This window comes from Wolbachia endosymbiont (group A) of Melitta haemorrhoidalis (genome assembly GCF_964273365.1).
Classification (GTDB): Bacteria; Pseudomonadota; Alphaproteobacteria; order Rickettsiales; family Anaplasmataceae; genus Wolbachia; species Wolbachia pipientis.
Genome location: NZ_OZ187004.1, coordinates 125,714 through 141,206, shown reverse-complemented (window position 1 = coordinate 141,206; position 15,493 = coordinate 125,714). Strand labels below are relative to the sequence as shown.

Annotated in this window: 17 protein-coding genes and 1 tRNA gene; 11 read left to right on the top strand and 7 right to left on the bottom strand. The window is 34.3% G+C overall.

Annotation, left to right across the window (positions count from 1 at the left end; all coding sequences use genetic code 11):
* The first annotated feature begins 59 nt into the window (after positions 1-59).
* From cutA to ACICPZ_RS00700, 3 genes are all read left to right on the top strand, one after another.
* Positions 60-395, top strand: coding sequence for a divalent-cation tolerance protein CutA (gene cutA, locus ACICPZ_RS00710; RefSeq protein ID WP_253303679.1), 336 nt, complete (start codon positions 60-62; stop codon positions 393-395).
* Positions 386-460, top strand: a tRNA-Gln gene (locus ACICPZ_RS00705). The genes cutA and ACICPZ_RS00705 overlap by 10 nt, the downstream gene beginning before the upstream one ends.
* A gap of 18 nt (positions 461-478) precedes the next feature.
* Positions 479-1,054 carry a hypothetical protein gene (locus ACICPZ_RS00700; RefSeq protein WP_010962863.1) on the top strand — a complete coding sequence of 192 codons (576 nt, stop codon included), beginning with the start codon at positions 479-481 and terminating at the stop codon, positions 1,052-1,054.
* Between the two features lie 15 nt (positions 1,055-1,069).
* Here the strand turns inward: ACICPZ_RS00700 and ACICPZ_RS00695 are convergent, their stop codons facing one another.
* Positions 1,070-1,357 carry a hypothetical protein gene (locus tag ACICPZ_RS00695; RefSeq protein ID WP_007549783.1) on the bottom strand — a complete coding sequence of 96 codons (288 nt, stop codon included), beginning with the start codon at positions 1,355-1,357 and terminating at the stop codon, positions 1,070-1,072.
* Between the two features lie 683 nt (positions 1,358-2,040).
* Positions 2,041-4,062 carry an ATP-dependent DNA helicase RecG gene (gene recG / locus ACICPZ_RS00690; protein ID WP_038199133.1) on the bottom strand — a complete coding sequence of 674 codons (2,022 nt, stop codon included), beginning with the start codon at positions 4,060-4,062 and terminating at the stop codon, positions 2,041-2,043.
* 293 nt (positions 4,063-4,355) lie between these two features.
* On the opposite strand from recG, the gene ACICPZ_RS00685 reads away from it, so the two are divergent.
* Together ACICPZ_RS00685 and ACICPZ_RS00680 are read left to right on the top strand one after the other, a co-directional pair.
* Entirely contained in the window at positions 4,356-5,024 is a 669-nt protein-coding gene (locus ACICPZ_RS00685; RefSeq protein ID WP_395462127.1) for a hypothetical protein, read from the top strand.
* Positions 5,025-5,085: 61 nt separating this feature from the next.
* Positions 5,086-6,174, top strand: coding sequence for an IS481-like element ISWpi2 family transposase (locus tag ACICPZ_RS00680; protein ID WP_264373697.1), 1,089 nt, complete (start codon positions 5,086-5,088; stop codon positions 6,172-6,174).
* 49 nt (positions 6,175-6,223) lie between these two features.
* Here the strand turns inward: ACICPZ_RS00680 and miaA are convergent, their stop codons facing one another.
* The gene (gene miaA, locus ACICPZ_RS00675) at positions 6,224-7,117 is read right to left on the bottom strand and encodes a tRNA (adenosine(37)-N6)-dimethylallyltransferase MiaA (RefSeq protein WP_264373710.1); all 894 of its coding nucleotides are present in this window, start codon (positions 7,115-7,117) and stop codon (positions 6,224-6,226) included.
* 75 nt (positions 7,118-7,192) lie between these two features.
* On the opposite strand from miaA, the gene ACICPZ_RS00670 reads away from it, so the two are divergent.
* The 5 genes from ACICPZ_RS00670 to ACICPZ_RS00650 all read left to right on the top strand — a co-directional run bounded on the left by ACICPZ_RS00670 (position 7,193) and on the right by ACICPZ_RS00650 (position 10,807).
* A complete protein-coding gene (locus ACICPZ_RS00670) occupies positions 7,193-7,663 on the top strand; it encodes a hypothetical protein (RefSeq protein ID WP_010082479.1) in 471 nt (156 codons plus the stop codon).
* Between the two features lie 118 nt (positions 7,664-7,781).
* Positions 7,782-8,369, top strand: a complete 588-nt coding sequence (locus tag ACICPZ_RS00665; RefSeq protein ID WP_006280292.1) for an L-threonylcarbamoyladenylate synthase — start codon at positions 7,782-7,784, stop codon at positions 8,367-8,369.
* Between the two features lie 17 nt (positions 8,370-8,386).
* Positions 8,387-9,208 (top strand): AAA family ATPase, encoded by an 822-nt coding sequence (locus tag ACICPZ_RS00660; RefSeq protein ID WP_151807995.1) that lies wholly within the window; start codon positions 8,387-8,389, stop codon positions 9,206-9,208.
* 73 nt (positions 9,209-9,281) lie between these two features.
* Positions 9,282-10,076, top strand: a complete 795-nt coding sequence (locus ACICPZ_RS00655) for a hypothetical protein (protein WP_022626354.1) — start codon at positions 9,282-9,284, stop codon at positions 10,074-10,076.
* A 68-nt stretch (positions 10,077-10,144) separates the two neighbouring features.
* Positions 10,145-10,807 carry a hypothetical protein gene (locus ACICPZ_RS00650; protein ID WP_010082435.1) on the top strand — a complete coding sequence of 221 codons (663 nt, stop codon included), beginning with the start codon at positions 10,145-10,147 and terminating at the stop codon, positions 10,805-10,807.
* Here the strand turns inward: ACICPZ_RS00650 and ACICPZ_RS00645 are convergent.
* On the bottom strand, positions 10,804-12,300 hold the full coding sequence (locus ACICPZ_RS00645) for a proton-conducting transporter membrane subunit (RefSeq protein ID WP_010962853.1): 1,497 nt from the start codon (positions 12,298-12,300) through the stop codon (positions 10,804-10,806). The genes ACICPZ_RS00650 and ACICPZ_RS00645 overlap by 4 nt on opposite strands.
* Positions 12,301-12,414: 114 nt before the next feature.
* Positions 12,415-12,690, bottom strand: a complete 276-nt coding sequence (locus ACICPZ_RS00640) for a hypothetical protein (protein ID WP_156518242.1) — start codon at positions 12,688-12,690, stop codon at positions 12,415-12,417.
* A 46-nt stretch (positions 12,691-12,736) separates the two neighbouring features.
* On the opposite strand from ACICPZ_RS00640, the gene ACICPZ_RS00635 reads away from it, so the two are divergent.
* Positions 12,737-13,825 carry an IS481-like element ISWpi2 family transposase gene (locus ACICPZ_RS00635; protein ID WP_264373697.1) on the top strand — a complete coding sequence of 363 codons (1,089 nt, stop codon included), beginning with the start codon at positions 12,737-12,739 and terminating at the stop codon, positions 13,823-13,825.
* Positions 13,826-13,854: 29 nt separating this feature from the next.
* Here the strand turns inward: ACICPZ_RS00635 and ACICPZ_RS00630 are convergent, their stop codons facing one another.
* Both ACICPZ_RS00630 and proS read right to left on the bottom strand, forming a co-directional pair.
* Positions 13,855-14,226: a holo-[acyl-carrier-protein] synthase gene (locus tag ACICPZ_RS00630; RefSeq protein ID WP_264373711.1), complete on the bottom strand. Its 372-nt coding sequence runs from the start codon at positions 14,224-14,226 to the stop codon at positions 13,855-13,857.
* Positions 14,223-15,491, bottom strand: a complete 1,269-nt coding sequence (proS, locus tag ACICPZ_RS00625) for a proline--tRNA ligase (RefSeq protein ID WP_022626352.1) — start codon at positions 15,489-15,491, stop codon at positions 14,223-14,225. The genes ACICPZ_RS00630 and proS overlap by 4 nt, the downstream gene beginning before the upstream one ends.
* Positions 15,492-15,493 lie beyond the last annotated feature (2 nt).

Here is a 15,493-nt window from a genome sequence, read left to right as displayed (position 1 = left end):
TTTCTCTTGATGAATAAATCTCGGTAGAGTATAGTAGCAATGCATTTATGTAGCTACTAATGAATAATTTAGTTTTGGTTTATACAACTTTTTCAAATTTTGAGGAGGCTAAAACTGTTTCTGAAGAATTGTTAAACGAGAAATTAATTGTATGTGTAAATATATTTCCTGAAGTGAATTCTCTGTATTTATGGAAGGGTGAAATTAACAGTAGTTGTGAAATAGTAGCAATTATGAAAAGCAAAAATGATCAAGTTGATAAAATTGTAGAAAAAATCGAAGCAATGCATTCTTATGATCAGCCAGCTATTGCTGTGATGCCCATAGAAAAAGCAAATAAATCTTTTACTAATTGGGCTAATAGTGTTATTGATGTAAGTAGTATTGGGGTGTAGCCAAGTGGTAAGGCAGCGGTTTTTGATACCGCCACGCGAAGGTTCGAATCCTTCCACCCCAGCCATATTGAAGTGGGTGTGAAATGATATCACTTTTCTATAAATTAAGATTATTGAATTATATATTAGGTAGTCTAAAAGATATAATTGTGAAACTGTTTCTCTTCACAATGTATCTTTACACATTCAGCATTGTGCTCATGTTTCTCAGCAATGGTTTTTGGTATGCTGTAGAATTTTGCTCTTTCAAAAATGCGTTTTACCGTTTGTTTCAATATTGCAAGTGGTATTATGAAAATAGGGAAGATCTCGGTTACGGAATTTCTATTCGAATATTAGTGGCGTTTCTTACTCCGCATTTTCTCTATAAATTATTACTTGGCACAGGCTGGAAGTCCTTTTTAAAGGAAAAGATAATACAGATACTCAACACAAGAAGAAAAAAGGGTAGTGAGTTCAGTAACAGTAGCAAACCAAGTGGCAGTAGTTATAGTGATAAGAATAATTACAGCAATAACAGTGGTAACAATGAGCGTCAAGCTCAAGATGCAAAGCGAAAAGTAAACATGATAAAGCAGCTATTAATCAAAGATATAGAGGCAACTATAGATAGGAGATTGAATTATATTTTTTTCGGTAAAAGGAGTAAACCTCATTAAGTATATAAAAAGGCTTTATCTAGTAAGGCTTTTTAAGGTTGGCTGTATTTTATTTTTTACGTATACCGGATCACAATCAGCCAATATACATGTGTGCACAAAATCTTGACTAAAGTCTGATAACCAAGAAATTGCCTTACGTTTTTCTACCAAGCTTTCTGTTTTTTTGCAGTGACTTGCTGCATCAATCATTGCCTGCGCTATTACTGATTTCCACAGCAAATAATACCTTTGTATATCATCTGACGTACTATTTGTTTCATAGTGGTTAAAAAATTCTTTAAAATTGAAGTTGTTTGACATAATGATACCTCTTTGGATTGAAATTTGAAATGATTTGAGTTTATGTCGCCACAGCAGATTCCGCTAACAAGCAGCGGGATAACGAATTACTTAACCGTCATTACACCGTCATACCGCGATTCATTCGCGGTATCTCAGCCGCTAACAAGAGATCCCGCTAACAAGCAGCGGGATGACGGTTGTCGTTTAGCCATAAACATTAAGAAATTTACCAAATGAAAAAAAAGGCAAAAGAAGCCCCGTGGTTATTATCCGCTTTAAAATATTGGCGTTTTTTATGTTTTAAACGCTTGACAAGCGAGATTCAGCCGCTTTTAATTGCAACTAACTTACGCTGCAAATGTTTAAGAAATTTACTAAGCAGAAAAAAAGACAAAGAGTCCCCGAGTTAGCTAGTCTTTTACTATCTCTGTCGAGTATTGGCATTTTTTGATGTCTTGTAACGCTTTATAAGCGCGTTCAGCTTATTTAGATAAAAATCTAGATGTAGATGAAGTTTTGTAAAGACATACAGTATCTATATACTGCAAAAAATTGAACATAAGACGCCGATACATTAAGTAATCCTTACCTTTTAATCTGCAGATTGGCGAAAGCAAATACAATAGCTTCAGTTTCATGATAAGGGGGTTGGCGAAGGGTGTCAAGTAAGTTTTTTTGTTTCTGCGGGCTACCTGGTTTTTCTACTGAAATTTTGAAAAATGTAATCTACTCCTATATTCAAATATATCAAGCAGTAATTCAAAATCAGCCATTGCGCCTTTTGCGTTATTATACGCGAGATTGAGCAGCTCTTTGTCCTGATATAAATCAGCAAATTTAAATTCCATACATCCTGATTGTTTTGTGCCTAAAATATCTCCACTGCCTCTTAGCATCATATCCCTTTCAGCAATGTAAAATCCATCTTGTGACTCACACATGATCTTTAACTTTGAAGATGAGCTTTTACTTAAATTATCGTATAATAATACACAAAAAGATGGCTTGTTTCCTCGCCCTACTCTGCCTCTTAACTGATGCAATTGTGATAACCCAAATTGCTCTGCATTTTCTATAATCATGATGGTTGCATCTGGCACATCTATACCAACTTCTATCACAGTGGTTGCAACAAGCAGAGAAAATTCATTCCTTTTGAAGGAAAACATAACTTGATCTTTCTGCTCCTGAGTCAATTTTCCGTGTATTATCCCGACTTTATCAAGAAATGTTTTTTGTAATTCTTGAAAACGCATCTCTGCTGCAGCAATATTGGTCTCTTCGTTTTCTTCTATATATGGACAAATCCAATATGCTTTTTCGCCCCTGTTTATAGCACCTTTTAGCTTTTCAATAACATCTGGCACCCTACTAATGTTCATAGTTACAGTTTTTATTGGCAATCTGGATTTTGGTTTTTCTTTCAAAATTGAACATTCAACGTCACCATACATAGCTTGCTGCAAGGTTCTTGGAATGGGAGTTGCAGTAACGAAAAGTATATCGGCATTTTCTCCTTTTCCTACCAAGCGATTTCTCTGCATCACTCCAAATCGCTGTTGCTCGTCTATGACTGCAAGCCCTAAATTTTTAAATGTAACGTTAGCTTGAAATAGTGCATGAGTGCCAATCACTATATTTAAAACACCACTTGCAAGTTCGTTCATGATAATCTTTCTTTCCTTGCGCGAAGTTTTACCAGTAAGCAGCGCAACTTTTATATCGGTACAGGATAAAACTTCCTCAATCCAATTATAATGTTGCTCCGCCAAGATAGTAGTCGGTGCCATTAGAGCTGCCTGCATGTTGTTTTCTACCACATTTATCATTGCAAAAAGTGCAACTACGGTTTTGCCACTACCAACATCACCTTGCAGCAAGCTTATCATGCGATACTTGGATTTTTGTCTCTCTGAGATCTCATCTATTGCACGAGTTTGATCATTTGTTAATTGAAACGACAATTCATTTAAAACTTGCTCTTTGTATTTACTCAATATTATAAATTCTCTTCCCCTTTCTTTCACATGATTTTTTCTTGCAAGTTTCAGCGCTAGCTGATACGCAAACAATTCATCATAAGCAAGCCTTTTTCTACAAACCTCAGCTTCCACCAATGAGCTTGGTCTGTGCAACTTTATGATGCTTTCCCTCCAACTTAACCATTTTTTTTGCTTGATTAATGTATCATCTATCCACTCTGGTAAATCAGGCAATTCCTTTAGATTAGAGCTTATTATGTTCCCAATGCGCTTATTGGTAATGCCACGGCATAATTGGTAAACTGGCTCTATGCAAGCTATTTCTTTAAATTGGTTGATGTCAAGCGACACGTAATCTGGATGAGTAATTTGCCAATGTTCAGCAAATTTTTCGAGTTTGCCACTGATGATCACATTCGCTCCAATTGGAAATAGTTTATATAAATACTTAACTGAGTAATTAAAAAAGACTATGAATATATACTGACTCTCACTTTCAACGACTATTTTATATGGTCTACCTCTAAAAGTGGGCGACTGATGTTCATAAACTTTTGCAATGAAAGTTGTAAATTCTCCAACTCGAGCATCAGATAGTAACTTGCTTCTATCCACATAACTAAGTGGCTTATAAAACAGCAGATCCACCACCTTGTCCCCACCACAAAGTTTAGGTAATATTGCGGAATGAAATTTAGGTATATTCTCCAGCCTGCTATTTAGAAAAATCTGATTGCTCATTGAGATTCATACATGTGTAAAACTGTTATAGAGCCTTTTTAAAATCTTGTCACCTTATGGTCAGGTATGCACTATAGCTAGCACAGCTCTCTAACGTTATACCGCGATTCATTCGCGGTATCTCAGCCGCTAACACGTAACGGAATGACGAATTTGTTGTTTTTAAAATCGTCGGTAAGCCTAAGTTACCCCTAACTATATTTGCTATCATAGGGCTTATAGTAGGTATTTTATTAACTTATTAATCATTTTTATGTATTATTATACCATTAGCAGTCTATATCAAGGTATTAATGATGAACAGCTCTACACCAAAAGAAAAGGAAAATCCAATAGTTACACTAAGAGCTCAAGCAGAAAAGTTTGGTTTTAGCAGGTTGAGGGCTGGTAAAGATAATGCTGAAGCGAATTCTGGTGCAACTATGTACGTAGATCTTCCAAGAATGAAACTTGTTATTCAGAACAAAGTTATAACAAAAGAGCTTGTTGATGAATTATATAATAAACATACCAACCTCATTTCAAATGACAAAAATAAGTACCGCCAATTTGTAAAACAAGTTTTTACAGAGCTATTTGAATATGCTGAAGCAGAAGTTCCAAATGATTCTATTCTAGAAGAACTAATCACTAATTGTAACCAGGCTGCTTATGTGGGTGCATTGTATGGTAAAGGAGGACCTATCCTTCATTTAGCTGAAACATATGGGTTATTGTTTCAGTCTAATCATGTAACACATATTAATTGTAGTGATCCAAGTCATGCGGCAATCAGAATTGAAGAAAAAATTGCAGTTCGCACTTTTGCAGAACTGGAAGAAGAATTATGTAAATTGGATAGCTCGCTAGAATTCACACTTAAGTCTCAAGGTGATAAAAATGTAACATATGAAGATGGTAAATTGTCACTTACTGTTCCTAAGAGACTGAAGGACTATAATATAGGTGTATGTATTAAATAAGACTTGACCTGACACTTTAAAAAAGTAAGTTAAAAATAATAAAAATAAAGGAGTGTTAGATATGAGTACAATACAGACAAAAATATTAAAACCAAAGCTAGGATTATTAGAACTAGCAAAACAACTAGGAAATGTGTCTCAAGCATGCAAAGTGATGGGATACTCAAGAGATACATTTTATCGCTTTAAGGAGTTATATGAAAATGGAGGAGAGGAAGCATTACATGAAATAAGTAAGAAAAAACCGCTATTAGCAAACAGAGTTTCCGACGATATAGAAAGAGCAGTGATTAGTATAGCAACAGAATTTCCAGCATATGGGCAAGAAAGAGCTGCAAATGAACTGAGAAAAAGAGGTATAATAATTTCTCAGGGAGGAGTAAGGTCTGTATGGCTAAGAAATGACCTTGAAACTCTCAAAAAGAGACTTAAAGCACTAGAGACAAAAGTAGCTCAAGACGGAATCATTTTAACTGAAGAACAACTTGCAGCTTTAGAAAAAGTGAAAGAACAAAGGGAAGCTCATGGTGAAATTGAGACGCAACATCCAGGTTATTTGGGTTCTCAAGATACCTATTATGTGGGCAATATCAAAGGTATAGGGCGCATTTATCAGCAAACTTTTGTTGATACTTATTCCAGAGTTGCAATGGTTAAACTTTACACGGACAGAACAGCTATTACAGCTGCAGATCTTCTCAACGATAGAGTTATTCCATTTTTTGATGAGCAGAAAATTCCATTATTACGCATTTTAACTGATAGGGGTACGGAGTATTGTGGCAAGCCCGAAAATCACGCTTATCAGCTTTATTTGGGCATAGAAAACATCGATCATTCTAGAACTAAAGCCAACTCTCCACAGACTAATGGCATATGTGAAAGGTTTCATAGAACCATGCAAGATGAGTGTTACAATATCATCTTTAGAAAGAAAATCTACAGTTCTTTGGAAGATCTACAGATTGATGTTGATCATTGGTTGCGTTCTTATAATGAGACAAGACCTCACTCGGGTAAATATTGCTATGGCAAAACGCCTATGCAAACTTTTCTTGATAGCAAATATATTGCTTTTCAGAAAAATATTAGTAGCATTACACAAGAGCCTGATATTAGTTTTGACTACCTCAATTCTTCTGTCAGTTAATTCTTGTCTGTCAGATCAAATCTTGTCTTTTACACCTGGAAACTAACAATTAAAATATTTCAAGCGCTGTTAGCTCATTTGCACAATCAATGACTTCAGAACTTGGGAACTGGTTTTTAAACCAAGTGTACTGGCGTTTTGCGTAGTGTCTTGTGTTTGTTTGAGCAATCTGTATCGCTTCGTCTAAAGTAATCTCACCTTTCAAATACTTTACAATTTCTGGCACTCCATGTGCTTTCATAGCTGGCAAATGTGGAGCTAAGTTCATACTAAGTAGCTTTTTTACTTCATCAATTGCTCCATTTTCGATCATTTTGATAAAACGAGAATTTATTTTTTGGTATACATCCTCACGTTTAGGCAAAATTGTATATATCTTAAAATTATCGAATAAAGGAGGCTGTCTATTTTCTTGCCATACAAAGATTGTCTTACCAGTTTCAGTGATAACTTCAAGTGCTCTTGAAAGACGGTGCGAGTCATTAATACAGATTTTATCTTGAACTTTTGAGTCTTTGCTTAATACTAATTTATAGAACTCCTCTTTACTTAAATTTTTCCTGAGCTCACTTACGTTTTTTCTCACTTCCTGACTTATTTGTGGCATTGATGATAAGCCTTTGATGAAACTGCTGATGTAAAGCCCGCTTCCTCCAGTGATGATAGGTATTTGAGCATTTTCTAATGCGTGATTAACTTCTTTTTCTAAATCCTCTAACCATAGACCCACGGAATAATTTTCTTTTGCTGAAACATAACCATATAATTTATAAAATTCTTCTTGCTTTAGTGGTTGAGCAGTAATTATGGGAATTTCTTTGTATACCTGCTTTGAATCACAATTTATTATACTAATATTTCCATATTTTTCTCTCAGGTTATCGCATAATTCTGATTTACCTGAGGCCGTAATTCCTGTAATAATTACTATATTATTTTTCATTTATATTAATTTAATTAACATATGATAAAGTGTAGTAAAAGTTTGGATTCTACAATCTAAAGTTTGGAGATTTTTATGGCAGAAAACAACGACAATAATTCATTTACTAAGCGTTTCACAAACAGGACTCCTGGCGGTACAGGGGAAGGTTTTTCCAGTAAGTATTCGTCTCAAAACACCAAAGAACGGGCATTAGGGGAAAAAGGAAAAATTTCTGAATTAGCAGGCAAAAAAACCGAATCCAAGGAAGCTTTTTCTGAAAGTGGCGGCATAAAAAGTAAAAGCAGAACTGTCAATGAAAGATCTTTTGCTGATGCAACAAAAAGAAGTAGGTCAGATCTTATATACTTAGTCCGTGGTAAAGATCGTGGAAAATCAGCGTGGCATTATGTATTAGTTGATAAAGAGAAAAGAGAAATGTTTCTAGCAAAAAGCAGAACTGGCTCTATAGATGTTGCAGACTATGGAGAGATTTTGTATTCAGGATGGGGAGAGGATCCACCACAGGCAATAATTGATAAAGTCAATGAAGAGTTTGGGTTGTAGCAAATCTGCATAACAAATGGTAAGCTGCGTTGCATTACGTTTACAAAAACTAGCAGTTACTATATAAGATACAGTGCAACAAAACTGATCTAGTTGTTATGAATAAGTTTTTAGCTATATGGTATCTAAAATAATAAATGCAATACAGAACAATTTATTAGTGTGTTTTCCAACAGAAACAGTGTATGCTCTTGCTTGTAATGCACTAGATAATGAATCTATAGGAAAAATATATCAGATAAAGAAACGCTCTCAAAATAAACCACTGTCTATATTTGTTAGTGATATTTACAATTTGACAAAAATAGCAAAGGTAAAGGAAAGATATATTGATTTAATAAACCACTTTTCTCCTGGACCAATTACCTATATTTTACCACTTAAAAACAACAACATATTGCCAAACGAATTCTTTAAAGATAGTATAGGTATCAGAATTCCTGAGCATCCTATTGCAATTTCAATACTAAACAAACTGAAAGTTCCAATAGTTGCAACTAGTACAAATATTTCAGGAAAAGAAAGTGTATGTAAGGCAAACGATATACCACAATCCATTAAGCAACATTTATCTGTAGTGATTGAAGATGACGAACTAGTTTCTGGTATAGAATCTACTATTATTGACTTAACCGAAGATAAGATTAAGGTTTTAAGGGAAGGTGCAATTTCATTACAAACAGTAAACAACGCATTTTCAAACTAAAATCTATAGGAGAAAGAATGAAAAAAGTAATAGGCCACAACCAAGCCAAAAAAAAAATAATGAACAACTTATCTGTTCAGTCTTGGCTGATCTGTGGTAAAAAAGGTATAGGAAAAGCAACACTTGCAAAATCCTTCTCCAATTGGTTACTCATAAAAAACTATAATGAAGTAGCATTGGACTTACACATTGTTGAAGGTGATACTATCGGAATAGAAAAAGTCAGAGAAATGAAAAACTTTCTACACTTAAGTCCCATTCAATCAGAACACAAAATAGCTATAATAGATAGCTTAGAGGCAATGACTAATAACGCTAAAAACGCAATATTGAAAATATTAGAAGAGCCGCCAAAAAATTCTAAGATATTTATAATTAGCCATAAGCCATATGATATACAAACCACTATCTTGTGTAGGTGCTTTCAGCTAAATTTACTCCCATTAACTTATGATGAAACAAAGCAAGTTGCTTCATCTCAATGTAAATTTGATAATCAAACGTTTGACGAAATGATTACTTTATTTCCTGGAATGCCAGGAATGATAATAAATACAATAAGTAGTGATGCTTATGAAGCATACAAATGCTTTTATAAATTTCTTCATGATTTAAAGAATCCCAATATGATTAATAAAGTAATTAATAGCGAAATCGAACTAGAACTAGCATCATATATAATTCAGGCCTTCATTTTAGAAAGCATAAAGAGAGAGGTAAATGGTGTTGAAATTCTGCTAAGTCAGTGGAAAAAAATAGATGAACTTTTCGTTGCCGCAAAGCAACTCCACTTAGATAAAAAGCATGTTTTAGCTAATGTAGTTAATATCATGACATAAGTTTACAAAGTATAATACTTTTAACATAAATTCATGATAAAATTCTGTTAATTTAATACTCGAAGTATATAATTTGACTGATAATAAATTAACTGTATGGCAATCAATAGAAGTTTTGACGAAAGCCATATTGAACATGCAGAAAAAATTAAGCTTAATTAAGAATATAGCTTCAGATCAAGACATAACCCTAGAAAAAGGAAAGGAGTTGTTAAGTGGCATTTATGAAGCAAATTTTAAGCTAAACAAGACAATCAATATAGCTACTTTGCCAAAAATTGGCTATCATATGCTAAATGGTGAGCTTGTTGTACGTAATCATATTACGGAAGAGGAAGTAAAGATTCCTGGAGATTTTCATTACCTTAAAGTCGTAAAATCCGATCATGATAATTATAAATTAACGTTTTGTAATTTTTTAGGTAATGAGTTTTTTGAATATAAAAAGTATGATCCACAATATTCTGGTATTTCAGATGAATATAAATTTGTGGATTTTGGTAGTGTAAAAAAGACTCATAATCTAAAATTTAAGGAATACATTGGTCATGCACCTAAATTTTTTGCTGCAGAAGGGCCTATTGAGCCTGGATCCCAAAACCATGTAATTGATCTATTTGAGCTAGTCAAAAGTGGTAAAGGTAGAAAAGTGGGAACCTTTGCTGATGAATTTGGTTATTTTGATGATCAAAATAAATTACATTATTATAATTATCACAAAAGTGTAGAAAGTAATACTTATGATCCTGAAAATTTCAGTGTAAAAATGATAAATATAGATGTGAGCAAAATCGATAAATTCTACCTCATTGCAGAACAAGGTGATATAATCATTCATCCTATTTGGGAAAATTTAGACATATTTTAAAGTTTTTTTTAGAGTATCTAAGCTTATTGTTATTATAATGATCCGATTAGGTCTGGTAGTATTGTGTTATGGAAGATAAATTGCTTGAATCAGTAAAAAACAAAAGTTATTTCAGTAAAGCAGTCGAATGGTACTGCCATAGGTATCTGTTTTGTGTAGCAGAAAGATCTTGGATGGCATTAATAGTATCGCTTCTCCTAGTATGCTTATGTTTATTAACATTAAACATATACCTGTTATTTCCTATTAAAAAAGATTTAAATTTTGTGAAGTATATGAACCACACAGAAGATGAGTTCTCTGCAATGCATAAGCTTAGTTTCAGTAAAAAGGAAGATGAATACACTTCCACAGCGAGGTACTTAATAAGTAAATACATTGAAATATACGAGTCCATTAAGATCGTTGAACCGAAGTACCAAGAAAATTTTATAAGAAACAATTCTATACATAAAATCTATCAAGGCTTTCAGGAAAAAACGAATAATGAAGCTGGTAATTTGTCTTTATCTAAAAGAAAAATCGCCAACATAAATGTAATAACATTATCTATTGATCGATCGACCAAGGACTTAGTTACATTTGCTGGAAATGCTACTGTAGTTTTTACAACCGAGCAAAATAAGGAGGATACTGTGGAGATTAGCTTCACTTTGTCGAATATAAAAGCAACTCTGGCTGGTATAATACCATTTAAATTTATTGTTAATGGTTATAAATACAGATTTTAAAATATTACTTGGTAGCTAAAAAAAATAACCAAAGTGCACATAGCAGTAATAACTGGAGGTAAAACTAGAAGAATTGGTGTTTTTTTAATAAAGTAATTCTGAGAAGGTTTTAAGAAAAAGGCGTTGTAAATTATCGGTAAAAAGTACAGAGCGTTGAGTATAGTACTAACAATTAACACTAGAGTTACAAACACAGAAAGTATTACATTGCCAGAGTTGAAAACAGCTTGAAAAATGAGAAATTTACCCCAAAAAGTCGGAGCAGGCGGCACCCCTATCATAGACAATGCACCTATAGCAAATGCTGTCATGCTAATTGGCATACTGCGTCCTATACCGTAAATCTTATCTATATATTTCTCACCTGCTCTCGTTATTATTGCTCCGGCAACGAAAAACAAAGTGATTTTTGCAAATGCGTGGCAAACTAATTGAAAAATTGCAACCCTCATGCTGAGATCACTAAAAATTGAAGCGAATAATATAATATACGACAATTGAGAGATGGTAGAGTAAGCAAGCAATTTCTTTAATTCTTTTTGCTTTAGTGCAATCAATGATGCAGTAATAATAGTAAATCCAGCAGCGTACGGAAGCCACCCTCCAGCAAACCAATTTTGCTGCACAAAACGTTGCATATTATCGACGCCGAAAGTGTATAATATAACTTTTATGATGATGAAAACTCCGGATTTCACAACAGCAACAGCGTGCAGTAGTGCACTCACAGGAGTTGGTGCAACCATTGCTTTTGGTAACCAAAAATGCATTGGCATTAATGCAGCTTTTCCTATTCCGTAAATCAGCATAGCAAAACACACTGCAATGAAAGTGATGAGTGAAGTATCAAATTTGAATATTCCACCGCTTACAAAGTCTAAAGTATGAAATTCATGATATAAAAGGCCTATTGCAGGAAAAAATAATACCAAAGAAGAGAAAAATAGCACGCCAAAGTAATAGCGTCCTGCAATCATTGATTCATTTGTTGAGTTGTAAGTAACCAGAGGGTATGTACTAATAGTTAGAAGCTCATAAAAGACAAATGTAGTGAGCAAGTCTCCAGAAAAAGCAATAAACATTGCACAGCCAATCGATATTGAAAAAAAGCATAGAAAACTTGAGTGATTGCTATCAGCATAGTTATTCTGCATATAACATATTGCATATATACTGGTCAGCACCCATAAAAACGATATTAATAAACTGAATATTACTCCGGTAGACTCTAGCTTTAAACTAATGTGCAAATTATTACCAAAATCCATGAGAATAAATTGAGAATGATCACCATATACCCAATATAAAGTGCACAGACACGTATACGTAAACAGAAGTACAGAAGAAGTGACAGTAATACTATTGTTCACTCCGGGCCATTTACCAGTAAAAAAAATAACTAACGCACTTAAAAGTGGAATCAACGCAGTAATTAATAAATAATTCTCAGTAATTGAAAATGGTAAGGAAAGAGACGTTAAAACACAGTCCATTAAATAATTCATCTTTTTGTTTAGGTAAAGCTAGAATTATACTAAAATCATAGAAAAACCGCTATGTTTTTTTGGCAAACTAGTCGTTTGTGTATGCTATAGCTATACTGCGATTCATTCCACAACTGTACGAACATTTGTTTTTGTTAAACACAACAAAGATGTCATCCCAGTGCCCTGACTACTTGGATCCAGGAAAGTTTGCTTGCTCACAAGCAAACTAGCATAGAAAAACGTTTTCGATGAGATTGCAGAAAACCAGTGTCTGGGCACTGGGATGACAAAGGAGGACAGTGTCAAGCACTGACCATTTGCTGTGCAGTTTACCTTTAAAAATGAATGTTCATACAGTAAGCCATAAGATGTATTAAATAAGACTTGACCTGACACTTTAAAAAAGTAAGTTAAAAATAATAAAAATAAAGGAGTGTTAGATATGAGTACAATACAGACAAAAATATTAAAACCAAAGCTAGGATTATTAGAACTAGCAAAACAACTAGGAAATGTGTCTCAAGCATGCAAAGTGATGGGATACTCAAGAGATACATTTTATCGCTTTAAGGAGTTATATGAAAATGGAGGAGAGGAAGCATTACATGAAATAAGTAAGAAAAAACCGCTATTAGCAAACAGAGTTTCCGACGATATAGAAAGAGCAGTGATTAGTATAGCAACAGAATTTCCAGCATATGGGCAAGAAAGAGCTGCAAATGAACTGAGAAAAAGAGGTATAATAATTTCTCAGGGAGGAGTAAGGTCTGTATGGCTAAGAAATGACCTTGAAACTCTCAAAAAGAGACTTAAAGCACTAGAGACAAAAGTAGCTCAAGACGGAATCATTTTAACTGAAGAACAACTTGCAGCTTTAGAAAAAGTGAAAGAACAAAGGGAAGCTCATGGTGAAATTGAGACGCAACATCCAGGTTATTTGGGTTCTCAAGATACCTATTATGTGGGCAATATCAAAGGTATAGGGCGCATTTATCAGCAAACTTTTGTTGATACTTATTCCAGAGTTGCAATGGTTAAACTTTACACGGACAGAACAGCTATTACAGCTGCAGATCTTCTCAACGATAGAGTTATTCCATTTTTTGATGAGCAGAAAATTCCATTATTACGCATTTTAACTGATAGGGGTACGGAGTATTGTGGCAAGCCCGAAAATCACGCTTATCAGCTTTATTTGGGCATAGAAAACATCGATCATTCTAGAACTAAAGCCAACTCTCCACAGACTAATGGCATATGTGAAAGGTTTCATAGAACCATGCAAGATGAGTGTTACAATATCATCTTTAGAAAGAAAATCTACAGTTCTTTGGAAGATCTACAGATTGATGTTGATCATTGGTTGCGTTCTTATAATGAGACAAGACCTCACTCGGGTAAATATTGCTATGGCAAAACGCCTATGCAAACTTTTCTTGATAGCAAATATATTGCTTTTCAGAAAAATATTAGTAGCATTACACAAGAGCCTGATATTAGTTTTGACTACCTCAATTCTTCTGTCAGTTAATTCTTGTCTGTCAGATCAAATCTTGTCTTTTACATCTGTGAGCTATAGACGCAAATTACAACAAATGCAGTAGCGTAATCTCCATCGTCACTTAAAGAAAGATGAATTTTGGAGATAAAATCCTTGCTAACGGTAAGATATGGCTTGCCTCTTACATCATTGTATATTTCTATATCTTTCATTGTAATACCCTGACCACTACCTCGTGCTTTAACAAAAGCTTCTTTTGCTGCAAAGCGTTTAGCAAAATACCTTGCTCGCATTTCTTGACTATTATACTTTCTACTTAGCTCTATTTCCTTTTCAGTGTAGATTCTATTGAGAAATTTTTCCCCGTATTTTTGTAATATTCTCAATATTCTTGGTATATATACTATGTCAGTGCCGATACCGTGTATCATTTTGCGCTAAAGTGATTTATTGCTTCCTCAATCTGCATTTCCTTTACCTCTCCAGTTGCTCTATTTTTTACTTCAACTATATTTTCACTTACTGCTTTCTTTCCGACAATTATTTGCCACGGCAAGCCTATCAGATCCATTCTAGAAAATTTTACTCCTACACTCCCTTCCGTATCATCGTAAAGCACTTCATCGCTCTTCAAAGCTTTGTATATTTTATCTGCAGCCTCCGTTACTTTCGTTTGTAAATTGATTAAACCAATTCTGAAAGGAGCTACCTCCTCCGGCCAGATAATTCCCTTATCATCATGAAAAGCTTCTATTATCGCACCAACAAGTCTTGAAACCCCAATGCCATACGAACCCATATGTATATTGACATTTTTTCCATCTTGAGAAGTAACACTTGCCTTCATAGGCTTTGAATATTTGTCGCCAAAATAAAAAATATGCCCTATTTCAATACCTTTACTAACATTTAACTGCTCTTGTGATATAGGGCAAGTCTCAGGATCATGCATATCATCTGCAACTGCGTATATACTCTTTAAACTTTCAATATCTTCACTCTCTAGTAGTTCAGAAAATTTATTGTCATAATATAAAGTGCTCTCACCAGTGTTTGCCAATATATGAAACTCGTGGCTCAAATTTCCTCCAATTGGCCCCGTATCAGCTCGAACTCCAATTGGAGTAAATCCCATGCGTTTGAAGATTTTTATGTAAGTTTTGTACATCAAATTATATGAATTCAGTGCACCTTCGTAATCTACATCAAAACTGTATGCATCCTTCATCAAAAATTCCCTGCCCCTCATAACACCATAACGTGGTCTTACCTCATCACGGAATTTCCATTGAATTTGGTATAAACAAAGTGGCAAATCTTTGTAACTTTTTACCACATCTCTAATTAAATCAGTTGCTATCTCCTCATGCGTTGGACCAAAAAGCATATCTTCCTCATGCCTATCCTTTATGCGTAGCATTTCCTTACCGTAATCATCGTAACGCCCTGATTCTCGCCAAAGACTTGCTGGTTGCACACAAGGCATTAATGCTTCAATAGCACCGGATTTGTTCATTTCATCTCTGATAATATCTTCAATATTCTTAAGCACTAAGAGACCAAGTGGTAACCACGTATAGATGCCAGATGCTATCTGCTTTATTAAACCTGCACGCAAAGAATATTGATGGGAGATAATTTTAGCATGGGCAGGCTTTTCCTTTAGAGTTGGCAGGTAATATTTGGATAAGCGCATAT